Origin of the sequence: Rhizobium sp. PP-CC-3G-465, assembly GCF_004343445.1 — a bacterium.
Taxonomy (GTDB): Bacteria; Pseudomonadota; Alphaproteobacteria; order Rhizobiales; family Rhizobiaceae; genus Ferranicluibacter; species Ferranicluibacter rubi.
On sequence record NZ_SLYH01000001.1, the window covers coordinates 2,115,666 to 2,137,626 of the forward strand.

General features: G+C 63.3%; 19 protein-coding genes, 1 tRNA gene and 1 riboswitch. Of the genes, 10 read left to right on the forward strand and 10 right to left on the reverse strand.

From position 1 onward, the window contains the following. Positions 1-12: 12 nt before the first annotated feature. Both C8J33_RS09985 and C8J33_RS09990 read right to left on the reverse strand, forming a co-directional pair. Complete coding sequence (locus C8J33_RS09985) at positions 13-444, reverse strand: DUF4174 domain-containing protein (protein WP_132663980.1); 432 nt, start codon at positions 442-444, stop codon at positions 13-15. A gap of 76 nt (positions 445-520) precedes the next feature. Continuing rightward, the gene (locus C8J33_RS09990) at positions 521-1,888 is read right to left on the reverse strand and encodes an Nramp family divalent metal transporter (protein ID WP_110800192.1); all 1,368 of its coding nucleotides are present in this window, start codon (positions 1,886-1,888) and stop codon (positions 521-523) included. A gap of 262 nt (positions 1,889-2,150) precedes the next feature. On the opposite strand from C8J33_RS09990, the gene mntR reads away from it, so the two are divergent. Continuing rightward, positions 2,151-2,600: a manganese-binding transcriptional regulator MntR gene (gene mntR / locus C8J33_RS09995; protein WP_113149243.1), complete on the forward strand. Its 450-nt coding sequence runs from the start codon at positions 2,151-2,153 to the stop codon at positions 2,598-2,600. A 90-nt stretch (positions 2,601-2,690) separates the two neighbouring features. On the opposite strand, the gene C8J33_RS10000 is transcribed toward mntR, so the two are convergent. Continuing rightward, positions 2,691-3,692 carry a calcium:proton antiporter gene (locus C8J33_RS10000; protein WP_110733445.1) on the reverse strand — a complete coding sequence of 334 codons (1,002 nt, stop codon included), beginning with the start codon at positions 3,690-3,692 and terminating at the stop codon, positions 2,691-2,693. Between the two features lie 348 nt (positions 3,693-4,040). On the opposite strand from C8J33_RS10000, the gene C8J33_RS10005 reads away from it, so the two are divergent. The 3 genes from C8J33_RS10005 to C8J33_RS10015 all read left to right on the forward strand — a co-directional run bounded on the left by C8J33_RS10005 (position 4,041) and on the right by C8J33_RS10015 (position 5,992). Further along, the gene (locus C8J33_RS10005; protein WP_132663982.1) at positions 4,041-4,700 is read left to right on the forward strand and encodes a S24 family peptidase; all 660 of its coding nucleotides are present in this window, start codon (positions 4,041-4,043) and stop codon (positions 4,698-4,700) included. Between the two features lie 13 nt (positions 4,701-4,713). After that, positions 4,714-5,466, forward strand: a complete 753-nt coding sequence (locus C8J33_RS10010; RefSeq protein WP_132663984.1) for a thermonuclease family protein — start codon at positions 4,714-4,716, stop codon at positions 5,464-5,466. Positions 5,467-5,581: 115 nt separating this feature from the next. After that, positions 5,582-5,992, forward strand: coding sequence for a tellurite resistance TerB family protein (locus C8J33_RS10015; RefSeq protein ID WP_132663986.1), 411 nt, complete (start codon positions 5,582-5,584; stop codon positions 5,990-5,992). Between the two features lie 121 nt (positions 5,993-6,113). Here C8J33_RS10015 and C8J33_RS10020 read toward each other — a convergent pair whose 3' ends face one another. Continuing rightward, a complete protein-coding gene (locus C8J33_RS10020; RefSeq protein WP_245507101.1) occupies positions 6,114-6,899 on the reverse strand; it encodes a transporter substrate-binding domain-containing protein in 786 nt (261 codons plus the stop codon). 158 nt (positions 6,900-7,057) lie between these two features. Here C8J33_RS10020 and C8J33_RS10025 point away from each other — a divergent pair, with 158 nt between their 5' ends. Continuing rightward, a complete protein-coding gene (locus tag C8J33_RS10025; RefSeq protein WP_132663990.1) occupies positions 7,058-8,980 on the forward strand; it encodes a glycosyltransferase family 2 protein in 1,923 nt (640 codons plus the stop codon). Positions 8,981-9,051: 71 nt separating this feature from the next. On the opposite strand, the gene C8J33_RS10030 is transcribed toward C8J33_RS10025, so the two are convergent. Continuing rightward, the gene (locus C8J33_RS10030; protein ID WP_132664522.1) at positions 9,052-10,494 is read right to left on the reverse strand and encodes a sensor domain-containing diguanylate cyclase; all 1,443 of its coding nucleotides are present in this window, start codon (positions 10,492-10,494) and stop codon (positions 9,052-9,054) included. A 267-nt stretch (positions 10,495-10,761) separates the two neighbouring features. On the opposite strand from C8J33_RS10030, the gene C8J33_RS10035 reads away from it, so the two are divergent. Genes C8J33_RS10035 through C8J33_RS10045 form a run of 3 tightly spaced genes read left to right on the forward strand, consistent with a single transcriptional unit; the run spans position 10,762 to position 14,794 of the window. Continuing rightward, on the forward strand, positions 10,762-12,300 hold the full coding sequence (locus tag C8J33_RS10035) for an FGGY-family carbohydrate kinase (RefSeq protein ID WP_132664523.1): 1,539 nt from the start codon (positions 10,762-10,764) through the stop codon (positions 12,298-12,300). Continuing rightward, positions 12,297-13,073 (forward strand): DeoR/GlpR family DNA-binding transcription regulator, encoded by a 777-nt coding sequence (locus C8J33_RS10040; protein ID WP_132663992.1) that lies wholly within the window; start codon positions 12,297-12,299, stop codon positions 13,071-13,073. The genes C8J33_RS10035 and C8J33_RS10040 overlap by 4 nt, the downstream gene beginning before the upstream one ends. Before the next feature lie 35 nt (positions 13,074-13,108). Beyond that, positions 13,109-14,794: a glycerol-3-phosphate dehydrogenase/oxidase gene (locus C8J33_RS10045; protein WP_132664524.1), complete on the forward strand. Its 1,686-nt coding sequence runs from the start codon at positions 13,109-13,111 to the stop codon at positions 14,792-14,794. 328 nt (positions 14,795-15,122) lie between these two features. Here C8J33_RS10045 and C8J33_RS10050 read toward each other — a convergent pair. Together C8J33_RS10050 and C8J33_RS10055 are read right to left on the reverse strand one after the other, a co-directional pair. After that, a tRNA-Gly gene (locus C8J33_RS10050) sits at positions 15,123-15,196 on the reverse strand. Positions 15,197-15,272: 76 nt separating this feature from the next. Beyond that, entirely contained in the window at positions 15,273-16,367 is a 1,095-nt protein-coding gene (locus C8J33_RS10055; protein ID WP_132663994.1) for a 2'-deoxycytidine 5'-triphosphate deaminase, read from the reverse strand. Positions 16,368-16,440: 73 nt separating this feature from the next. Then, positions 16,441-16,519: riboswitch (SAM riboswitch) on the forward strand. Positions 16,520-16,564: 45 nt separating this feature from the next. Between C8J33_RS10055 and C8J33_RS10060 the strand changes: the two genes are divergently transcribed. Beyond that, a complete protein-coding gene (locus C8J33_RS10060) occupies positions 16,565-17,758 on the forward strand; it encodes an O-succinylhomoserine sulfhydrylase (protein ID WP_132446093.1) in 1,194 nt (397 codons plus the stop codon). A 155-nt stretch (positions 17,759-17,913) separates the two neighbouring features. Then, positions 17,914-18,306, forward strand: coding sequence for a Co2+/Mg2+ efflux protein ApaG (apaG, locus tag C8J33_RS10065; protein WP_110727130.1), 393 nt, complete (start codon positions 17,914-17,916; stop codon positions 18,304-18,306). Positions 18,307-18,358: 52 nt separating this feature from the next. Here apaG and C8J33_RS10070 read toward each other — a convergent pair whose 3' ends face one another. From C8J33_RS10070 to C8J33_RS10080, 3 genes are all read right to left on the reverse strand, one after another. Continuing rightward, positions 18,359-19,345, reverse strand: coding sequence for an Hsp33 family molecular chaperone (locus tag C8J33_RS10070; RefSeq protein ID WP_132663996.1), 987 nt, complete (start codon positions 19,343-19,345; stop codon positions 18,359-18,361). Positions 19,346-19,553: 208 nt separating this feature from the next. After that, on the reverse strand, positions 19,554-20,471 hold the full coding sequence (gene argF, locus C8J33_RS10075; protein ID WP_110727133.1) for an ornithine carbamoyltransferase: 918 nt from the start codon (positions 20,469-20,471) through the stop codon (positions 19,554-19,556). 91 nt (positions 20,472-20,562) lie between these two features. Continuing rightward, entirely contained in the window at positions 20,563-21,762 is a 1,200-nt protein-coding gene (locus C8J33_RS10080; RefSeq protein WP_110733006.1) for an aspartate aminotransferase family protein, read from the reverse strand. Positions 21,763-21,961: the final 199 nt, after the last annotated feature.

Here is a 21,961-nt window from a genome sequence, read left to right on the forward strand (position 1 = left end):
TGTGATGCGGCCTTAGCGGGACGCCTCGTTCGCCCGCATCGGCATGCTGTCGATCAGGCCGAAGAGCTGATCCGGCGCCACCGGCTTATCTGCCCGCAACTTGATGCCGCCGTCCTTGCCGACGAGGATCGCAGTGAACCGCCTGCCCTCATCGATGCCGGCGTCGTTGCGAAGTTCTTGCGCCGTGACAGCAGCCGCCTTGCCGTAGATCGGTTTTACGGTGTCGCCCACAACTTCGAGGACCACCATATCGCGATCTGCGAGGGCTTTCGTATCGTCGACAAGAAGCCGCCGCTGCTCTGTCGCATCGGGATCTCCGGGGTTTGCGAAGACGATGAGCACGCGGTTCTTCCAGCCGAAGGCATCGAGGCCGGCGGCGCTGGCGTGCGATGTGCCGGTGGCGGCGAGAAGGGCGAATGCGACCGTCTTGAGACTGCGGATCATCGGGGATCTCCTTCATGCGACAAACGCCGCGCGTCGGCGCGGCGTTCCTTCACTTCCCCGTCAGCGCTCGTGGCGGTCAGGCGATGAACGTGTCGTAGAGCAGCTTGACGTTGAGCACGACGATGATCGTGGCGACCAGCCAGGCAAGCACCCCGACCCAACGGGCAACCACGAAGGTGCCCATCTTTTCCCGGTTGGTGACGAAGCTGACGAGCGGGATAACCGCGAAGGGCAGCTGCATGGAGAGCACGACCTGGCTCAGCACCAGAAGCTCGGCCGTGCCCCGTTCGCCGTAGAGATAGGTAATGACGACGACGGGCACGATGGCGATGCCACGGGTGATGAGGCGGCGTGCCCAATTGGGGATCGTCAGCCGCAGGAAGCCTTCCATGACGATCTGGCCGGCAAGGGTCGCCGTGACGGTGGAGTTGAGGCCGGAGGCGAGAAGCGCCACGGCGAAGAGCGTCGACGCGATGCCGAGGCCAAGCAAGGGCGAGAGAAGTTCGTAGGCCTGTTCGATTTCCGCGACGTCGGTGCGGCCATTGGCATGGAAGACGGAGGCTGCGACGATGAGGATGGCGGCATTGATAAACAGCGCCAGCATGAGCGCGATCGTGCTGTCGAGGGTTGCCCATTTGATGGCCTCGCGCTTGCCCGGCTCGGTCCGCTCGAACTGGCGCGTCTGGACGATGGACGAGTGGAGATAGAGATTGTGCGGCATGACCGTGGCGCCGATGATGCCGATGGCGATGTAGAGCATGGCCGGATTGGTGACGACCTCCGTCGAGGGCAGGAAGCCCTGCAGGACGGCCGCGACCGGCGGGGCCGCCGCCGCGATCTGCACGATGAAACAGAGGGCGATGATGCCGAGCAGCGCCATGACGAAGGCTTCCAGGAAGCGGAAGCCCTTCTGCATCAGATAAAGAAGCAGGATGGCATCGAGCGCGGTGATCAGCGCGCCGGCGATCAGGGGAATGCCGAACAGCAGCTTCAGCGCGATCGCCGTACCGATGACCTCCGCAAGGTCGCAGGCGATAATGGCGAGTTCGCAGGCGATCCAGAGCACGAAACCGACGGGCTTCGGATAGGCATCGCGACAGGCCTGCGCCAGATCCCGGCCCGTGGCGATGCCGAGACGCGCGGCCAGCGCCTGCAACAGGATAGCCATGAGGTTTGAGAGCAGAATGACGGTCAACAGCGTGTAGCCGAACTGGGCGCCACCGGCGATATCGGTTGCCCAGTTGCCGGGGTCCATGTAGCCGACCGACACCATATATCCCGGGCCGACAAAGGCGAGGAACCGCCGGAACCACGTGCCGCCGGTGGGCACCGCGACGGTCGAATGCACATCGGCGAGACTCTGGCGTCCCTCCTCTTCCGAATGGTTGAACCGCCAGCTGGAGCGGGTCTCGCGCTGGTTCAGTGAAGCGTCGGGGGTGGCCATCGGGGCAGTCTCCGGATGCGGAAAGGCGTCAAGGGCGGAAAATTAGGGCAGGCCCCAACATTATGCAATATGCTATATTTCATCGATCTTGCTTTTTTCCGCAGTGCGGTGTCATTGTAGCGGTGCACGCATTGTGGCGGTGCCCGAATTGTGACGGTGGAAGAGCGGATAAAGCCATTCGGCAAATCCGGCGCGCATGCTAGACACGCAAAAACCGATGCCATGCCCATTCAGGCATACGAACTGGAAGGATCAGGAATACGTGGCGCGTCGAACCATTCCCCGCGCGGATCCTCTTCCGGACGCCGACATTCACTCCGAGGGCTTTCGCCAGACACGGGAAGCGCGGCGCGGCGCTCTAGTCGAGGACTATGTCGAGCTCATCGCCGACCTGATCGATGACGGCAACGAGGCGCGTCAGGTAGATATCGCCGCCCGTCTGGGCGTGGCGCAACCGACCGTCGCCAAGATGCTGGCACGGCTTGCCGCCGATGGCCTCGTCTCGCGCAAACCCTATCGCGGCGTGTTCCTGACGGAGGCCGGGCAGAAGATGGCGGCCGAAAGCCGCGAGCGTCACCAGACCGTGGAGCAGTTTCTGCGTTGTCTCGGCGTCAGCCCGGAGACGGCCCGCATCGATGCCGAAGGCATCGAGCACCATGTCAGCGACGAGACGCTCGCCGCCTTCCGCCGTCTGATTGCCGACAGGTCCTAGAGCGTTTCCGCGAATCGCGGAAACGCTCTATCTCATTGTTTTAACGCAATTCCGGACGCAAAACCGCTGCGCACTTTTGCTGGAATTTCTCTAGAGCCCGAGGCAGGACAGCATGATGAAGGTGGCGAACAGCACGAAATGGGTCATGCCTTCGATGGCATTGGTCTCGCCGTCGTTGAGGTTGATGGCGGCGACGATCAGCGTGATGGTGATCATGACCGTCTGTACCGGCGTCATCGCCATGATGAACGGCTGGCCTGTGTAAAGCGCGATCGCCTCCATGACCGGGACGGTGAGGATGACCGTCGACAGCGAGGCACCCAGAGCGATGTTGACCACCGATTGCATGTGATTGGCGAGCGCCGAGCGCATGGCCGTCATGATCTCGGGCGCGGCCGAAATGGCAGCGACCACGATGGCGGCGAGAACCGGCGGCGCGCCGGTACCCTCCAGGCCCGTATTGAGCAGCGTCGACATGATTTCGGCAAGAACGCCGATGACGACGATGCCGAAAACGAGAACGCCGATCGAGAGCGTCGTGCTTTGGGGTTCCTCGACGTGGCCGCCAGCGCTTTCGCGGCGCGTCTTCGGATAGCTGTAGCTGAAGAAATAGCTATGTGCACCGACCTGCATGCGCAGGAACACGGCGTAGAGCATGATCATGGCGACGATGGTGAAGGCGGAATAGAAGTGCCACTTCGCCTGCGGAATGAATTCCGGCACGATCATGGAAATGCTCATGGCCGTCAGGATCATGACGCAATAGGTGCGGCTGGAATCATCGTTATAGGGCTGCTCGCCATGCTTCAGGCCACCCAGAAGCGCGGCGATGCCGAGAATGCCGTTGATATCGAGCATGACGGCGGAATAGATCGTATCGCGCACCAGCGTCGGCGAACTCTCGGGCGAACTCATCATGATCGCGAGAATGACCACCTCGACCAGCACGGCCGACAGCGTCAGGATCATCGTGCCATAGGGATCGCCAACCTTGGTCGCGAGGATTTCCGCATGGTGCGCCACCCGCATGGAGGCGAGAATGATGGCGGCGATGAGGAACACGGCACCGGCGAGCGATGCCACCTGCCCCATGCCGATCAGCGTGTGCTCTGCGGAAAAACCGGCGATACCGGCAGCAATGGCAACGAGGATGAGCCGCTCTGAGCGGATGAGGGTAGAGAGCACGGCGCCTCGCTCGTCTGGATGCTGGAATGCGACTGGGTCGGCCTGACGTCGTCGGGAAATGCAAGTATAGGTGCCGGGAGACGCATTTCAACAAAAGCGCTACGCGTGGGCGGACAAGGATTATTTTCCTCGCATTCTTTACTTGATGCTGCTTTTTGGCTAGTCTCCTGCCGGATAGAGGAGAGGTTCCGCTTCCCCGGACATGTCATCCGGACACCTTGACCAGGACACCAAGATTACCAGGACCCCGGGACGATGCTGTCACATGAGCGTATCTGGCATGCGATAGACGCCTTGGCGGAGCGGCACCAGATGTCGCCGTCGGGGCTTGCCAGGCGTGCCGGCCTCGATCCGACGTCGTTCAACAAATCCAAGCGCCAGTCCGCCGATGGGCGTGAGCGCTGGCCATCCACCGAATCCATCGCCAAGGTTCTCGACGCGACAGGCTCGACCATCGGGCAGTTCATGGAATTCCTGCGGCCGGACGGCGGCAAGGGCTACGACAGCCCGGAAACGCTGGCTCCGTCCAGTGCCATTCCGCTCCTCGGCTTTGCGCAGGCGGGTGCTGGCGGCTTTTTCGACGATGGCGGCTTTCCCGCAGGCCAGGGCTGGGACGTGGTCGATTTCCCCGCGGCCGGCACGAAAACGGGCGTCTACGCGCTGGAAATCCAGGGCGACAGCATGCAGCCGCTCTACCGGGATGGCGATGTGCTGATCGTGGAGCCGGGCGCGCAGGTTCGCCGTGGCGACCGTGTCGTCGTCAAGACCACCGAAGGCGAGGTCATGGCCAAGGTGCTGATGCGGCAAAGCGCGCGCGGCATCGATCTTCACTCCCTCAACCCCGAACATCCGAACCGCAGCTTCGACCTTTCCGAGGTGGAGTGGATTGCCCGGATCATCTGGGCGAGCCAGTAGGACCGTTTTCCTCATGCAACGTTCCCTACTTCGTATCGGCGGCCCCACGCTCTGCGTCGTCCTGACCCTCGGCCTGCTTCTGGCGGGCAAGTCGGCGATCACGGGCGCGGAGAGCACGGCCGTACCGGAGATGACGCTGGAGACGCCCGATCTCAGCGACGTGCCAATGATCGGCGAAGATCCTGCTGTCAGTAATGATGTCCCCGCCGATCCCGGCACGGAGGCGATGCCGTTTTCTCCCGACGTACAGACGCCGGAGGGTGACGTGACGCCGGTCCCGGTTCCCGAGCCGCCGGCGGTGGATTCGGAATCCCTGGCGCCGCCAGGCGAGGTGCCGGTCGATCCGGCCACGCTGGAGGAGACCATTCTCCGGCATCCCGTTGCTCTGTCGGCCGGTCTTGTCCAGTTCGAGGGACGAACGATCCAGATCGCGGGCGTCAAGCCGCAGTCGGCCGACCGGATCTGCCGGGCGACGACGGGTGACTGGCCGTGTGGCACCGTTGCCCGCACCGCCTTCCGCAATTTCATTCGCGCCCGGGCTTTTACCTGTCAGACGCCGAAAGGCGGATGGAGCGGAACGGTGACGGCGCGCTGCACGGTCGGCACCGATGATCCTGCCCTCTGGCTTGCCCGTAATGGCTGGGCGGAGGTGGACGGAGACGATACCGCCCTGACGGCAGCGGTAGCATCCGCGAAGACCACGGCAAAGGGTTTCTACCGCGCAGGCACGGAGCCCTCCCCGCCTTTTCAGGGTCTTGCGCCTTGATATTTCGGACGTTCTGCCTGCGGTTGGAGCATCGAAGGTGCAGCACACCGAGCCCATGCCTTGCAACGACGTTACGGCGACTATACGTGCGGGGCGGATGAACCCCGGAGATCGCATGTCCCAAACTTTGACCCACCAGGAAGCCCTGATCCACGTCATGGTCATGATGTCCGCGGTCGATAGCGCCATGAGCGACGAGGAGCTGGAGCGGATCGGCAAGCTCTCCCGTATCCTGCCCGTCTTCGACGACTTCGAGGCAGACGACCTCGTGCCCGTGGCACAGCGCTGCGCGACCCTGCTGTCGGCACCAGAGGGGCTGGATATTCTGCTGGAGCTGGTGCGGGAAGCCCTGCCGCCGCGGCTGTTCGAGACGGCCTATGCGCTGGCCGTCGATATCGCGGCCGTCGATCTCAATATCCGCACCGAAGAGCTGCGGCTCCTCGCTTTGCTGCGCGACCGTCTCGGCCTCGACAAGCTCGTCTGCGCCGCCATCGAGCGTGGCGCGCAGGCCCGCATGCGGTTCTAGAGTCCGCCAGGTTCATTCTGAACCAGCCAAACTCTGGATTCCCTTGTCGTCGTTTGTCTCTTCGGGATAACCGGATTCCACTTATCCCTGACAAACTCTAAACGGACGCCCGGAAGCGCGATCAGTAGATACCGGTCGGGAAATACCGCAGATAGATTTCGTTGAGGCGGCCGCTGCGGGATAGCTCCAGAAGCGCGTGATCCAGCGCCTGCGTCAGGGCCGGATCGCCCTTCCGGTTCATGATCGCCAGGCCTTCGCCGAGGAAATGCTCGGAGACGTAAGCGCCTCCGACCAGCGCGCAGCAGGCTGCCGCATCGGCCGAGGCTGCCCAGAAGGACAGCTGCATGCCGTCCGAGAAGACCGCATTCACCGTGCCCGCCTTCAAGGCCTGCAGCATGGCCGCGCGGTCGGGAAAGGCCTGCGCGGTGGCTGCTGGAAAGAACGCCTTGAACATGGCCTCATGCGTCGTGCCCGCGACGACGCCGACCGGCTTTGCGAGGATTGCCGACAGGTCGACTTTGGCGGCTGCGCCTCCCGATATCCCTGCCGATGTCCGGGCGGCAAAGCGGGCGGGGAGACGCAGGAACGGCCGCGTGAAGGCGAAGCGCTGGCGAAGTTCGTCCGTCATATCAACGCCCGCAAGGACAGCCTCGCCCTGCCCCTCCTCCAGCGCCGGCTGCAGTTCCTCGAAGGTTACGGCCTGAATCTGGCACTTCGCCTCGATCTCCAGAACCCGGCAGATCTCGCGGGCGAGATCGACGTGGAAGCCGGACAGCTTCTGCGATTGATCGATGAAGTTGAACGGCGGGAAATCGACGGTGGTCAGGAACCGCAAGCGTGCAAGCCCGCTGAGATCCGGCTTTGCAATCCGCTCGCGGGCGTCGAAGGACAAAGGCAGCTCGCGCATGGGCTCTGCCGCGTGCACTGCGATACCCCCTATCCAAGCCGTCACAAAGATGATTAAGATTATCCTAATGATCGGTTGAATTGAGAAAATCCGTATCATTCTCATCAAATTCCGGCTTCAGGTCTTCAAGGGCCGACGCTGTCTGCGACGAGGTGTTCATGCGTGTCCTAGACTACCCGTCGCTGCCGGGAATGGCTACTCGAAGAGCGCGTGCCGTTTCGGAAAACACGCCTCTACCCGCCTTTTCGGTCGATCTGTTGCGCGAAGGACGCCTGCTTCTCAAGCTCGGCATCGGCAAGCCGACGATCGCCCGCATGATGCTGCGGGCACAGGAAAACGGAACAACCGCCGAGGAAGAGCTTCTGGCCTCCGGCGAGATCGTCGATACGCTGTACTTCGAGGCGCTGGCGGATCTGCTGGGGCTGCCGTTCATGGCGGAGATCGATGTCGATCAGGTTCATGATGCCGAGACGCTGGATGCGCAGCTCGTCTTACCGGACATGCTGCGCCTCTACCATTCCAGCCGTCCGGCGATCACCGTCATCGTGCCCAAACTCAGCCAGATCCACGACCTCGCGCTGACGCTTGATCGACGGCCGGCGCTTACCGAAATCCTGGCTGTGTCGACGCCGCGTGCGGTGCGGACAGCTGCCTGGGCGGCGGGCCGGGAGCGGCGCGTGCGCGACACGGTCAGCCTCCTCTTCGAGGCATCGCCACTGCATAGCGCCCGCATCGTCTTCTGGGGCAAGCAGGGATTCTATGCCGGGCTCGGGCTTTCGATTTTCGTTTTCTCCGCTTTTCTTGCGCCTCTCGTCTGGCTGCTGGTCACGCATCTCCTGTTGACCAGCCTCTATTTCTGCCAGCTTTTCCTGCGTGCGCGAGCTCTCCTCCATGTGAAAAAAGTCGTAACGAAGCTGCCATCCGTCGAGAGGCTTGAGGGGCAGCAGACGGGCCCTCTTCCGGTCTACTCGATCTTCGTCGCTCTCTACCGCGAGACGGAGGTGGTGGCGCAACTGGTCGGAGCCCTCGACCGTCTCGATTGGCCCCGGTCGCGCCTCGATATCAAGCTGATCTGCGAGGCCGACGATGGCGAAACGCTCGCGGCGCTGGAAGCCTTGTCGCTATCCTCCGAATACGAGATCGTACGCGTTCCCCCGGCCGGGCCGCGCACGAAGCCGAAGGCACTGAGCTATGCCCTGCCCGGTGCGCGCGGCGCGTTTCTCACCATCTACGACGCGGAGGACCGGCCGGACCCGGGGCAGTTGCGGGAGGCTCATACCGTCTTTCTTGCCGCGGATCCGCGCGTTGCGTGCCTCCAGTCGCCTTTGGTCGTCACGAATGCTAAAGCGGGCTGGCTCAGCGCGATGTTCGCGCTCGAATATGCCGCGCTGTTTCGCGGGCTCCTGCCCTTCCTGTCCTCTGCCGGTCTCCCTCTGCCACTCGGCGGCACCTCGAACCATTTTCGTGTGGATGTTCTCAAGGCGGTCGGAGGCTGGGACCCCTTCAATACGACGGAGGACGCGGATCTCGGCATGCGGCTCCATCGGCTGGGCTACCGGTCGCAGATGATCCTCCGCCCGACGCTCGAGGACGCGCCGACGGACACGGCAGCCTGGTTTGCGCAGCGGACGCGGTGGTACAAGGGCTGGCTGCAGACATGGCTCGTGATCATGCGCGACCCCGGACGTCTCCATCGACAGATGGGATGGAAGGCCTTCGCAACCTCGCAGATCCTCGTGGCCGGCATGATCCTGTCGGCGCTCAGCCATCCGCTGACCATCGCATTCCTGTTCTATCTCGGCTGGACGTTGCTGGCCGGCAACCTTTCGAGCGGAGACACGATCCTTGCCTCCTGCCTGATGCTCCTCGATATCCTCAATGTCATCGGGAGCTACGCCATCGTGATCCAGCTCGGCCGCAAGTCGATGAGCGCCGACGAGTGGCGGGCGGTGGGTGGACGATGGCGGGCCGTATCCGTCTACTGGCTGATGATCTCCGGCGCGGCCTGGGCCGCCATCATCGAGCTCTATCGCAAGCCGTTCGTCTGGAACAAGACCCCGCACCGGCCCACAAAGCCATAGAGCATTTCCAGCCGAAGCGGACTCGCTTTGGCGTCGGACAATGCGGCAAAACAACGGACGGGAGCCGGCGGTCAGCGCCTCCGATTGGCCGCAGCGCGGTTGTAGTAGGCCTGCTTCTGCTTGTACATGTCGATATCGGCGCGCTTGACCAGGGCTTCCATGCTCTCCGCGGCCAAGCTGGTTGCGCGGCCCATGGAGACGCTGAGCGTGCCCGTGGGATAAAACTGGTTGTTGATCTTCAGGAGATCGTCGATGCTCTCGATCATCGCGGCCACCGCCATCTCGTCGGCACCGGGCATGAGCAGGGCGAATTCGTCGCCGCCAATGCGGGCGGCACGATTGGGACCGCTCACCGCCTCGTTCAGCACCTCGCCCAGACGCCGCAGAAGCGCATCGCCGGCATCGTGGCCGCGCTGATCGTTCGCCTCCTTCAGACCGTTGAGATCGAGAATGACGACGGACACCGGGCGTAGCGACTTCCGCTCGATCCGGTTCAGCTCCTCCATGTAGAAGGCACGGTTGTGCAGCTTGGTCAGAACGTCGTGCTTGCCGAGATATTCGAGATAGGCTTCGGCCTTCTTGCGGGCGGTAATGTCGGTCAGGGCGACCTGCACCAGCGACCAGTCGTCCTCGTGTCCCGGCAGGACGGAAAACTGCAGCAGCACGAACCGCTCCGACCCGTCGAGCGCATAGTTGACGACTTCGCGATGGTGGAACAGGTTGCCGTTCCAGAGCTCGATCAGTTGCTCGCGAAAATGCTGCTGCATGTTGCCGCGGAAGATCTCGGCAAGCCGATGGAACAGCGTCCGGCGGTCGGGCGCGCCGAAAAGATCGAGTGTCGCCTGATTGACGTCGATCACCCGGATCTCGCTCATGCACTGCGTGACGAACTCGGGATGAACGTCGGTGAACACGCGGAAGTCCACGATGCCGCGCTGGCGCACGTCGTCCAGCAAGATCTTGATCCGGCTGAAATCTTCCACCCAGAGCGAGACCGGGGAGTGTTCGAAGATCCCTTCCGCATATTGGCGGCTTTCCCGCTCCGCGCGGGCCGCGGTTTCGCGCGTCGTCACGTCTTCCGTGGTCAGAAGGACCCGGGCCAGCGTTCCTTCGTGGCCCGGAAGCACATTGCCTCTCAGCTGGATGTCGAGCCTGCGCCCGCCCAATGTGTAATTGATGGCATTGCTGGAAAAGGCGGATTTGCCGTCGAAGAGCTGCGAGAGTTCGCTGATATGGCTGGTCAGCATGTCGTCGCGGAAGACGAGGCCGAGGTTTTCGACCAGATGATCGAGGTCGCGCGCCTCGAACAGGTCCAGCGTCCGCTTGTTGACCTTCAGCACCTTGATGCGGCTGGAGCAGGCTGCCACACGCGCAGGATCTTCGGCAAGAAAAGCGGAGATGTTCTCGACGCCCTCTCCACGCCATGTCTCGAACAAGGCGTGGACGCCGCTGAAATCCTCGATCCACATGGCGACAGGCGCCAGATCGAACGTTTGGGCTACATCGTCTTCCATCGTCACGAAATCATGGATCCTTGTTGAATCGATGTGTCATTTTTGACTGACCCTTAAAGCCGTAACCAAGAAAAGACGATCTTGCAACGCGACCGATGCTGCGCCGCACGCAAAACCAGCCTTTCGCGGTATTGCCTTGGAGAACTTGCGTGACATCCCTTTGAAGGTCACGGCCGTGTCACGCCAATTGACGGGAATATCACACATCCGTATGTTACCCCCATGCCGAAGGCTGCAGCTTTCGGGTGGGGATGGGAGGACGATACGATGGATTGCCTGCTCGGCATCGACAATGGACTGACGGTGACGAAGGCCGTCGTCTTCCGGCCGGATGGAACGCCGATTTCCGTCGCGCGTCGCCGGGTCGCGCAGTCCCTTCCGCATCCGCGCTGGGTGGAGCGCGATATGGATGGGCTCTGGGCGGCCACGGCCGAGGCGATCCGCGAAGCGATCACGACAGCCGGCTGCCGTCCATCCGACATCAAAGCGGTTGCTGCGACTGCGCATGGCGATGGCGTCTATGTTCTCGGTCGCGACAGCCGGCCGCTCGGGCCTGGCATCCTGTCGCTCGACAGCCGCGCCGGTGCATTGTCCGATGCGTGGAACGCGACGGAGATCGCCGCGCGGGCGCTCAAACTCACCGGCCAGTCTCCGCATGCGTCCGCGCCATCGGCCATCCTTGCCTGGATTCGCGACAACCAGCCGGAACGGTTCGCCGGCATCGGCCATGTGCTGGCCTGCAAGGACTGGCTCCGCTTCTGCCTGACCGGCACGATCGGTACGGACCGGACGGAGGCGAGCATCTCCTTCACGAATGTCGCGACACAGGCTTTCGACCGCGACGCGCTGGCGCTGTTTGGCCTGGATGCCTTGTGGAACGCGCTTCCCGATATGGCGCCATCGGCCGCGATCGTCGGCGGCGTCACGGCCGCGGCCTCTGCGCTGACGGGGCTTCTGGAGGGAACGCCCGTCGCTGCCGGGCTGCACGACGTGACGGCCTCGGCTCTGGGGATCGGCGGGCATGAGACGGGATTGCTGTCGATCGTTGCCGGCACCTATTCGATCAACGAAGTGGTGACGGACCGGCCGGTGACCGATCCGCGCTGGCATTGCCGAAGCGCCATCGAGCCCGGACAGTGGAACAACATGGCCGTTTCCCCGGCATCCACCGCAAATTACGACTGGTTCCTCGACCAGTTCTGCCGCGCCGAGCAGAGCGAAGCTGCGAAAAGCGGCGCTGGCGTTCACGAGCTTTTGAAGCCGGAACTCGATGCCGCCTTCGGTCGTCCGTCCGATATCCTGTTCCACCCCTACCTGTTCGGTTCGCCCTATGGCAGCACGGCGAGCGCCGGCTTTTTCGGCGTTCACGGCTGGCACGATCGCGGCGACATGCTGAAGGCCGTGCTCGAAGGCATCGTCTTCAACCACAAGGCTCATGTGGACGACCTGCGGAGCGTCATGCCGATCACGGAGGCGCGGATTTCGGGCGGCGGCGCGCGAAACCCTGCGCTGTCGCAGATGTTTGCCGACGCGCTCGACCTGCCGGTGCATGTGACCTCGGCGGATGAAGCCGCAGCCTGGGGTGCGGCACTGACGGCAGGGGCAGCCATCGGCCTCTATGACAGCCCGCAGGCCGGCGCACGCCAGACCACGACGATCCTGCGCAGCCACACGCCGGACGCTGAGCGAAGAGCGGCCCTTGCGGCACGGTACACCCTTTACCGCGAGATGGCGGAAGCGATGCAGCCGCACTGGCGGGCCATCGAACGGCTGGCGGAAGGCTCGCGGAAGGCCATCGCGACATGAAAGCCGATGCGCGCCGGGACGAGATCGCCGACTACATCATGCAGGCCGGACAGGCACGCATCGAGGATCTCGTCACGCATTTCGGCGTGTCGCGCATGACGATCCACCGCCATGTCGATCGCCTCGCCCATCAGGGCGTGCTGCGCAAGCTGCACGGCACCGTCACCGTTCAGCCATCCGGCCTTTACGAGAGCGCCTTCCGCTACCGCGAGACCGTTGGCAAATCGGAGAAGGCAGCGCTGGCGCGCGCCGCCCTTGCCCATGTGGAGCCGGGACAGGCGGTGATGCTCGACGACAGCACCACCGGTGCCGCCCTTGCCGACCTTCTCGTCGGCGTACGGCCGCTGACGGTGATCACCAACGGGCTCGTCTCCACCAACAGGCTGATCGACAACGACGAAATCGAGGTGCTCTGCCTTGGCGGCACCTATCACCGCACGTTCAATGCTTTCATCGGCCTGATAACCGAGCGCGCCGTGGCAGCGTTGCGGGCCAACGTGTTCTTCTGCTCGGCCTCGGCGGTGGAAGGCGGCACGGCGTTCATCCAGGATGCGCAGGTGACAAAGGTCAAGCAGGCGATGATGGCCGCGGCCTCGCGCCGCATCCTGCTGCTCGACTCCTCCAAATTCGGCAAGGTAGCCCTGAACGTCTTTGCCGACCTCACGGCCTTCGATGCCGTGCTGGCCACCGACCGGCTGGCAGACAGCGTCCGCGCCGATCTTCTTGCACGCGGCGTTCCCCTCAGCATTACCAAGACAGGCAGGACATCATGAGCGAAACCGTCAACGAGACGCGCTGGCCGGGCGGCATGGCTGAGCGCATGGAAGCGATCGCCAGAACCGGCACCGTCGATGTCGTCATTATCGGCGCTGGCGTCAACGGTGCCGGTCTGTTTCGCGATCTTTGCGCACAGGGGCTCACCTGCCTCATCCTCGACAAGTCGGATTACGGCTCCGGCACGAGTGCCGCACCCTCGCGGCTGATCCATGGGGGGCTGAAATATCTAGAAACGGGCGAGCTGCGGCTGGTCGCGCAATCCACCTACGAGCGTAACCTGCTGCTGCGCAACGCGCCGCATTACGTGAAGCCGCTCGCGACCGTCATTCCAATCTTTTCCTGGACAAAAGGCGTCTGGTCGGCCGTGCGCACGCTCTTCGGTGCCAAGGGAACGCCGCGCAGCCGCGGTGCGCTTCTGATCAAGACCGGGCTTTCGATGTATGACGCCTATGGCGCCCGCCAGCGGGTGATGCCGCGGCACACGATGGCGGGCAAGGCCGCATCGCTGCGCAGCCTGCCGGCGCTGACGCCGCGCATCGTGGCCACCGGCACCTATTACGACGCGACCGTAACGCATCCCGAGCGACTGGTGGCCGAACTGGTGCGCGACGGCCTCGCGGCGAGCCCCACCTCCGCCGCCGTCAATCATGCACGTCTGGAAAGCCGCGCCGGCGATACGCTTATTATTTCCAGCCTGCTCGACGGCGCGCAGTTGCGCGTGAAGCCGAAGCTCGTGGTCAATGCCGGCGGGCCCTGGATCGACACGGTCAATGCGACGCTCGGCGAAACCTCCCGCATGATCGGGGGAACCAAGGGCTCGCACATCCTGCTGCGCCACGATGCGCTGCTGAAGGAACTCGCCGGCCGGATGATCTACTTCGAGGCCGATGACGGCCGCATCTGCCTCGTCTTCGACTATCTCGGCCGCGCGATGGTCGGCTCGACCGACATCAAGGCCGACCAGCCGGACAGCGTGCGCTGCGAAGATGACGAGATCGAGTATCTTCTGGACAGCCTCGGCAAGCTCCTGCCGAAGATGTCATTCGACCGCAGCCAGATCGTCTACACCTATAGCGGCATCCGTCCTTTGCCGGCTAATAATGCGAGCGATCCCGGCCTGATCAGCCGCGATCACGTGACGCCGGTGCTGGAGCCGACGGGAGACCGTCCGTTCCCCGTTCTGTCGTTGGTCGGCGGCAAGTGGACGACCTTTCGCGGCTATGCGGAAGAGGTAGCCGACACCGTGCTGAATCGTCTTGGTCGGACGCGCACGGTTTCGACGGAGGCCATGCCCATCGGTGGCGGGCGCGACTATCCAGGTGACGATGCTGCACGCCACCGGCTGGTGGCCGATATCGCCGCGACATCAGGCCTTCCCCAAGCGCAAACGGAGGCGCTGTTTGCCCGCTACGGAACGACGGCGCGGGCCGTGGCTCAGCACATCGCCGCGTCAAGTGCTGCCCCCCTTCCTGACGCGCCGGACCATGTCGAGGGCGAGATCGATTATCTCGTACGCAATGAGCAGGTGGGACGGCTCGCCGATATCGTGCTTCGCCGCACGGCGCTTGCCGTCACGGGCACGCTGACGCTGCGTCTCCTTCGCCGTATCGCGGAGATTGCCGGGCAGGCGCTCGATTGGAATGCGGCGAGGATAGAGCAGGAGATCGAGAGCGTCAGAGACGAACTCTCGCGACTGCATGGCGTGACCCTGGCTTAGTCGCCGGGGTTCCATCGCTTGATGTGGGCCAATATCTCGAGATCGCCTCGGACAATAAAAAAGGCCGGGGCGAAACCGCACCGACCTTCCTCATTTGCTTTTATCAAGTTGCCAGTACATCCGTGGTCAAATCGACGAAAGCTTGTATCGGACCCGAGAACATCTCTTTTCGAAACGCTCGACCGGTTGCCGATAAGAGAGATATAGGAGCCGAATGTGACGACTTCAAGTCGAAACCGAATTTTCTTCGAAGAATCATTCTGATTGAGATTTTTGGTCCAGGAACCGGCTCAGTGATACGCCGTTTCGCTCGAACCCCTGAGATAGCTGGAGCGGGTGAAGGGAATCGAACCCTCGTATTCAGCTTGGGAAGCTGCTGCTCTACCATTGAGCTACACCCGCCGATGCGCCAGACATCCAACAGATGCGGCGGCGTGTCAATCCTCAAGCGAAAAAACGAGGCTTCGAAACGCGCTTCTCAGCCGCGAAAATGCTTGGAAAGCTTCAAGCCCTGCGCCTGATAGTTCGAGCCGACACCCAAGCCATACAGCCCTTTCGGGCGCTCCATCATGTGTTCGTAAACGAGGCGGCCGACAATCTGGCCGTGTTCGAGAATGAAAGGCACCTCGTGGCTGCGCACTTCGAGCACGGCGCGGCTGCCGGTGCCACCGGCCTGCGCATGGCCAAAGCCGGGGTCGAAGAAGCCGGCATAGTGGACGCGGAACTCGCCGACCAGCGGATCGAACGGCGTCATTTCCGCTGCAAAGAGCGGTGGGACGTGCACGGCCTCGCGCGAGACGAGAATGTAGAACTCATCGGGATCGAGGATGAGTTCGTCGGCGCCGCGGCTGTAGAGCGGCTCCCAGAAATCGTAGATCCCGTGCGCACCCTTGCGGTCCACATCCACCACCGCCGTGTGGTGCTTGCCGCGATAGCCGATGAGCCCGTCCTCGCCGGTCCCCTTCAGGTCGATGGACAGCGCGATGCCGGCGCCGGACACGTTCGGCGTATCGCTCGCCACCAGCGTCTCGGTGCGGTGAAGCTCGAGAACTTCGGTCTCGGTCAGCAGTGCATGGCCCACCCGGAAGCGGATCTGCGACAGGCGCGAGCCGCGCCGCACGATGATGGGAAAGGTGCGCGGGCTGATTTCGAGGTAGAGCGGGCCGCGATAGCCGGCGGGGATCTTGTCGAACTCCTGCGCGCGATCGGTGATGACGCGGGTGAAGATATCGAGCCGGCCGGTCGAGCTTTTCGGATTGGCCGAAGCCGACATCGCGGCGGGCAGATCGAGGCTTTCCATGAGGGGTACGATGTAGACGCAGCCCGTTTCGAGCACGGCCCCTTCGCTCAGGTCGATCACATGCAGCTTGAGGCGATCGAGCTTGTCGGCGACGAGATGTCCCGGACCCGGCATGAAGCTCGCGCGCACGCGGAAGGCCCGGGCGCCGAGCCGCAGGTCGAGGCTCGCCGGCTGGATCTGGTCGTCGTCCAGCGGCCCTTCGCTGAGAAGACGGCCTTGCTCGAACAGCGAAGCGATTGCGCTATCCGCCAGAATGCCCGTTTCGCGCGCCATGCCATCATCCTTTTTTAGAGGCCGACAAAACCAAATACGGCCGATTGACGCAAGCGGGGCGAAGACGTATGGGAACTTATCCCGTGGTGATTTGGCCGGTCGGCTTGCAGCCACGTTAAACAAATGGCTAAAAAGACCGGGCTCGAACCGGTCTGCTTTACGCGACCGGTTTTTTTGTTTCTGGAAGGAGACAATTGATGAGCACGGCAAACAACACATGGCGCCCGGCGACACAGCTCGTCCACGGCGGCACCACCCGCTCCAGCCACGGCGAAACCTCCGAAGCGATCTTCCTGACGCAGGGCTTCGTCTACGAGACGTCGGAAGCCGCGGAAGCGCGCTTCAAGGGCGAGACGGACGGCTTCATCTATGCCCGCTACGGCAGCCCCACCAATGACATGTTCGAAAAGCGCATGTGCCTGCTGGAAGGCGCCGAAGATGCGCGCGCGACGGCCTCGGGCATGGCGGCGGTCTCGGCGGCCATCCTCTGCCAGCTGAAGGCCGGCGATCATATCGTTGCGGCCCGCGCGCTCTTCGGCTCGTGCCGCTGGGTCGTGGAAACGCTGGCGCCGACCTACGGTATCGAATGCACGCTGGTCGATGGCCGGTTCATCGAGAACTGGGAAAAGGCGATCCGCCCGAACACCAAGGTCTTCTTCCTGGAAAGCCCGACCAACCCGACGCTGGAAGTGGTCGATATCGCGGCCGTAGCCAAGCTTGCCGATGCGGCAGGCGCCAAGCTGGTGGTGGACAACGTCTTTGCGACGCCGCTGCTGCAGAAGCCGCTCGAACTCGGCGCGCATGTCGTCGTCTATTCCGCCACCAAGCATATCGACGGCCAGGGCCGGTGCCTCGGCGGCGTCATCCTGTCGTCGAAGGACTGGATCGACGAGCATCTGCACGACTACTTCCGCCACACGGGCCCTGCCCTGTCGCCGTTCAACGCCTGGACGCTGCTGAAGGGCATCGAAACCCTGCCGCTGCGCGTTCGCCAGCAGAGCGAGAACGCGGCGAAGGTTGCCGATTTTCTTGCCGAGCAGAACCAGATCGCCCGCGTGATCTATCCCGGCCGGAAAGATCATCCGCAGGCCGACATTATCGCCAAGCAGATGAAAGGCGGCTCCACGCTGGTCTGCTTCGAGATGAAGGGTGGCAAGGATGCGGCGTTCGCGCTGCAGAACGCGCTCGAGATCGTCAAGATTTCCAACAATCTCGGCGACGCCAAGAGCCTGATCACGCATCCGGCGACGACGACACACAAGAACCTTGCCGAGGACGCCCGCGCCGAGCTCGGGATTTCCGACGGCACAGTGCGCCTCTCGGCCGGGATCGAGGACAGCGACGACCTGATCGAGGATTTCGCTCGGGCGCTCAAGGCCGTTTCGGCCTGAGTCACCTCTTCTGCCATCGCTAAACGCTTGAAAATCGCGCCTCACGGGCGCGATTTTTCTTTGTGCCGCGCTGCAACACACTTTCCGCGGGCGTTATTCTTCGGGAAACCATCTGGCTCTAGAATAGAGCTCAGCGACTGGAAAGGTTTTGCATCATGTATCGCGCGCTGACACGGGACATCGAGGTCACCGTAGAGCCTTATTATCTGGAGGATCAGTCCGATCCCGAAGACGGGCGCTACGTCTGGGGCTACCGGATCCTGATCTCCAACCGCTCCGTCAAGACGGTGCGGCTGATGACGCGCTACTGGCACATTACCGATGAAAACGGGCAGGTGGACGAGGTGAACGGCCCCGGCGTGATCGGCGAGCAGCCGGTTCTCAACCCCGGCGACACGTTCGAATATTCCTCCGGCTGCCCGCTCGATACGCCATCCGGCGTCATGTTCGGCCACTACGCGATGGAGACGCCCGAAGGTGAGACCTTCACGGTGGATATTCCCGCCTTCTCGCTGGATCTGCCCGGCCTCAGCCGCACGCTGAACTGACCCCCGGCCGCAAGAGCCGGGAGCCTATTCGGCAAGGTCTCGCCGGGTCGGCTTACTGCGGACGGACTTCCGTCGCCTCGAAGGTGTAGGTGGTGGAGCAGAACTCGCAGGTCACCGAAATGACGCCATCCTCCACGGTGCTTTCGATCTCCTCCTGGCTGAAGCTGGCGAGGACATCGCGAAGCTTCTCGCGCGAGCAGGCACACTGGTCGTAGACCGCCTGCGGCGGATAGACCCGTACCCCGCGCTCATGAAACAGACGAAAGAGCAGCCGTTCGGTACCGACCGTTGGGTCGGTCAGCTCGTCGGCATCGATCGTCTCCACCATCACGCGGGCTTCGTCCCACAGATCGTCCACGCTGCCATCGAAGCTCTCGGCACCATCGCCACCATGCAGGTCCTGCTGGCGTATCCGGTCCGGTGCTTCGGGCAGAAACTGCGCGACCATGCCGCCGGCACGCCAGCGGTGACGCGGCTTGCCGTTCTCGTCGCGATCCAGAAGCTCGGCGACGCCGAGGCGCACCTTGGTGGGGATCTGCTCCGACTGGCGGAAGTAGACGCCGGCGATCTCCTCGAGCGAGGCGCCGTCAAGCGGCACAATGCCCTGATAGCGCTGGGTGAACTCGCCCTGATCGATGGTGAAGGCGAGAACGCCCTGTCCGAGAAGAGCCTGTGAATCGGTCTCGCCCTTCTCGATGGCGCTGGCCAAGGCCTCCTCGTCGTAGCGGGCATAGGCCCGCACGCGGTCGGGCGTCGAGAAATCGGCGACGACGAGGTCGACAGGACCATCGCTCTTCGTCTGGATGATCAGCTTGCCGTCGAACTTCAGCGAGGTGCCAAGCAGCACCGTCAGCACCACCGTTTCGGCCACGAGGCGCGCGACCGGAAGCGGATAATTGTGACGTTCGAGGATCGCGTCCAGCATCGGTCCGAGCTGGACGGCGCGACCGCGCACATCGAGACCTTCCACCTGAAAGGGCACGACGCGGTCATCGCCCGCATAGCCGAATTCGCCGAGATCTGGTCCCTTGTCCACCATGTCCATACTCCTGATGCAAGACTCGCCGCGGCGAGCCCGAACGCAGATGACAGCTCCCCGGACAGGTCCGGGAATCGCAAGCCGCAACTCCATTCTATTGGATTGATATGAAATGCCAGCAAAAAACCGTGGCATCCCGCTTGGCCCCTAGATCGGGAGCCGGATGCCGGTTTTCAAGGTTTCGGCGCTGCAAGCCGACGGGAAGCGTTCAAAGCGCGCCGAGGCACCAGGCAAGGATCGACTTCTGCGCGTGCAGGCGGTTCTCGGCCTCGTCGAACACGACGGACTGGCGGCCGTCGATCACCTCGTCGGTCACTTCCTCGCCACGATGCGCCGGCAGGCAGTGCATGAACAGTGCGTTCTCATCCGCCTTCGACATCAGGGCCGCATTGACCTGATACGGCTGGAAGACATTGTGGCCGCGGGCGCGGTGTTCCTGGTTCATCGACACCCATGTGTCCGTCACCACGCAGTCGGCTCCGGCCACCGTCTTTTCCGGATCGTGCGACAGGACGACATTGCCGCCATTGTTGCGCGCCCAGTTGAGGATCTTGTCGTCGGGCTCGGAGCCGAGCGGCACGGCCATCTTCATCGTGTAGCCGAAACGGGCGGAGCCCTCGATGAAGGAATGCAGCACGTTGTTGCCATCGCCCGTCCAGGCGATGGTTTTGCCCTTTACGGGGCCGTTATGCTCCTCGAAGGTCATGATGTCAGCCATGATCTGGCAGGGATGCGTCGTATCCGTCAGCGCGTTGATGACGGGCACGGTGGCGTGTTCGGCAAGTTCGAGCAGGCGGCTGTGGTCCGTCGTGCGGATCATGATCGCATCGACATAGCGCGAGAGGACCTTGGCGGTATCGCCGATGGTCTCGGCGCGACCGAGCTGCATTTCCGTGCCCGACAGGAACAGCGTCTCGCCGCCGAGCTGCCGCATGCCAACATCGAAGGACACGCGGGTCCGCGTCGAAGGCTTTTCGAAGATCATGGCGAGCATCTTGCCGGCCAGCGGCTTCTCGGCTGTCCCGGCCTTGGTCGCTGCCTTTCGCACCCGCGCATCATCGATGATGGAGCGCAGGTTCTCGGCCGACATGGCGGAGAGATCGAGGAAGTGCCGGGTATCAGCCATGGAAATGCGTGTCCTGTCCTTGTCCCATCGGGGCTTCAGCCCCCTGTCCGGGCCTGGGTGTCGGTAATCCTGGGTGTGGGGTGGCGCGGCCTTAAGCGGTCGCGCGCTGCTTCACAGCCGTCAGCGTCTCGCTGGCGCGCTCGATGCGGGCGAGGCCCTCGCGGGCTTCCTCCGCAGTGGTGATCAGCGGCGGCAGCAGACGGATGACGTTTTCGCCGGCAGGAACGGCCAGCATCTTTTCCGCCCGGATCGCCTTCAGCAGATCTGCCGAGGGAACCACCGCCTTGATGCCGAGCATGAGGCCTTCGCCGCGGATTTCCTCGATCACGTCGGGGAAGCGGTCGGCAAGCGACGCCAGGCCCTGGCGGAAGACGAGCGCAACGTCGCGGACGTGCTCGAGGAAGCCGTCGCCCAGAACCACGTCGAGCACGGCATTGCCGACGGCCATGGCCAGCGGATTGCCGCCATAGGTGGAACCATGCGTGCCGGCGACCATGCCGGAGGCGGCCTCTTCCGTCGCAAGGCAGGCGCCGAGCGGAAAGCCGCCGCCGATGCCCTTGGCAGCCGCCAGAATATCCGGCGCAATGCCGGACCATTCATAGGCGAAGAGCTTGCCGGTCCGGCCGACGCCGCACTGGACTTCGTCGAAGATCAGCATCAGGCCGTATTCGTCGCAGAGGTCGCGCAGCGCCTGCAGGAAGGCCTTGGGTGCCGGGCGTATGCCGCCCTCGCCCTGGATCGGCTCGATCAGGATCGCAGCGGTTTCCTCGGTGATCGCATCCTTGACGGCATCGAGATCGCCGAAGGGGACCTGCACGAAGCCGGGCGCCTTGGGGCCGAAGCCTTCGAGATACTTCGCCTGTCCGCCAGCCGCGATCGTCGCGAGCGTGCGGCCGTGGAAGGCGCCTTCGAAGGTGATGACGTGGAAACGCTCCGTCCGGCCCTTGGCGAACTGGTAGCGGCGCGCGGTCTTGATGGCGCATTCTAGCGCTTCCGCACCGGAATTGGTGAAGAAGACCTTGTCGGCAAAGGTGTTGTCGGTCAGGCGCTTGGCAAGCTTTTCCTGGCCGGGAATTTCGTAGAGGTTCGACAGATGCCAGACCTTTTCGGCCTGATCCTTCAGCGCCGCCACCAGATGCGGATGGGCGTGGCCAAGCGAATTGACCGCGACGCCGGCGGCGAAATCGAGATAGCGCGAGCCATCTTCCGCCACCAGCCAGACACCCTCGCCGCGCTCGAAGCGCAGCGGCGCGCGCATGTAGGTCTCGTAAAGCGGGGTTGCCTCGGCCATCGTGCCAATCTCCTCGTCCTGTCCGCGCGGGCTGCGGGAAGGTTCGATCTGTTTTGCAGAGACCGGCAGTGCCGGCCCGAAATTAAAAATACCGCCCTTACGGCGGCGAGCGCACTATCGGTATTTCAGGTGCCGCTGTCAACAAAAGTCCCGGAATTACAGCCTTGTCGCGCGTTTTTCAGGCGCGATGCTTTCTGGA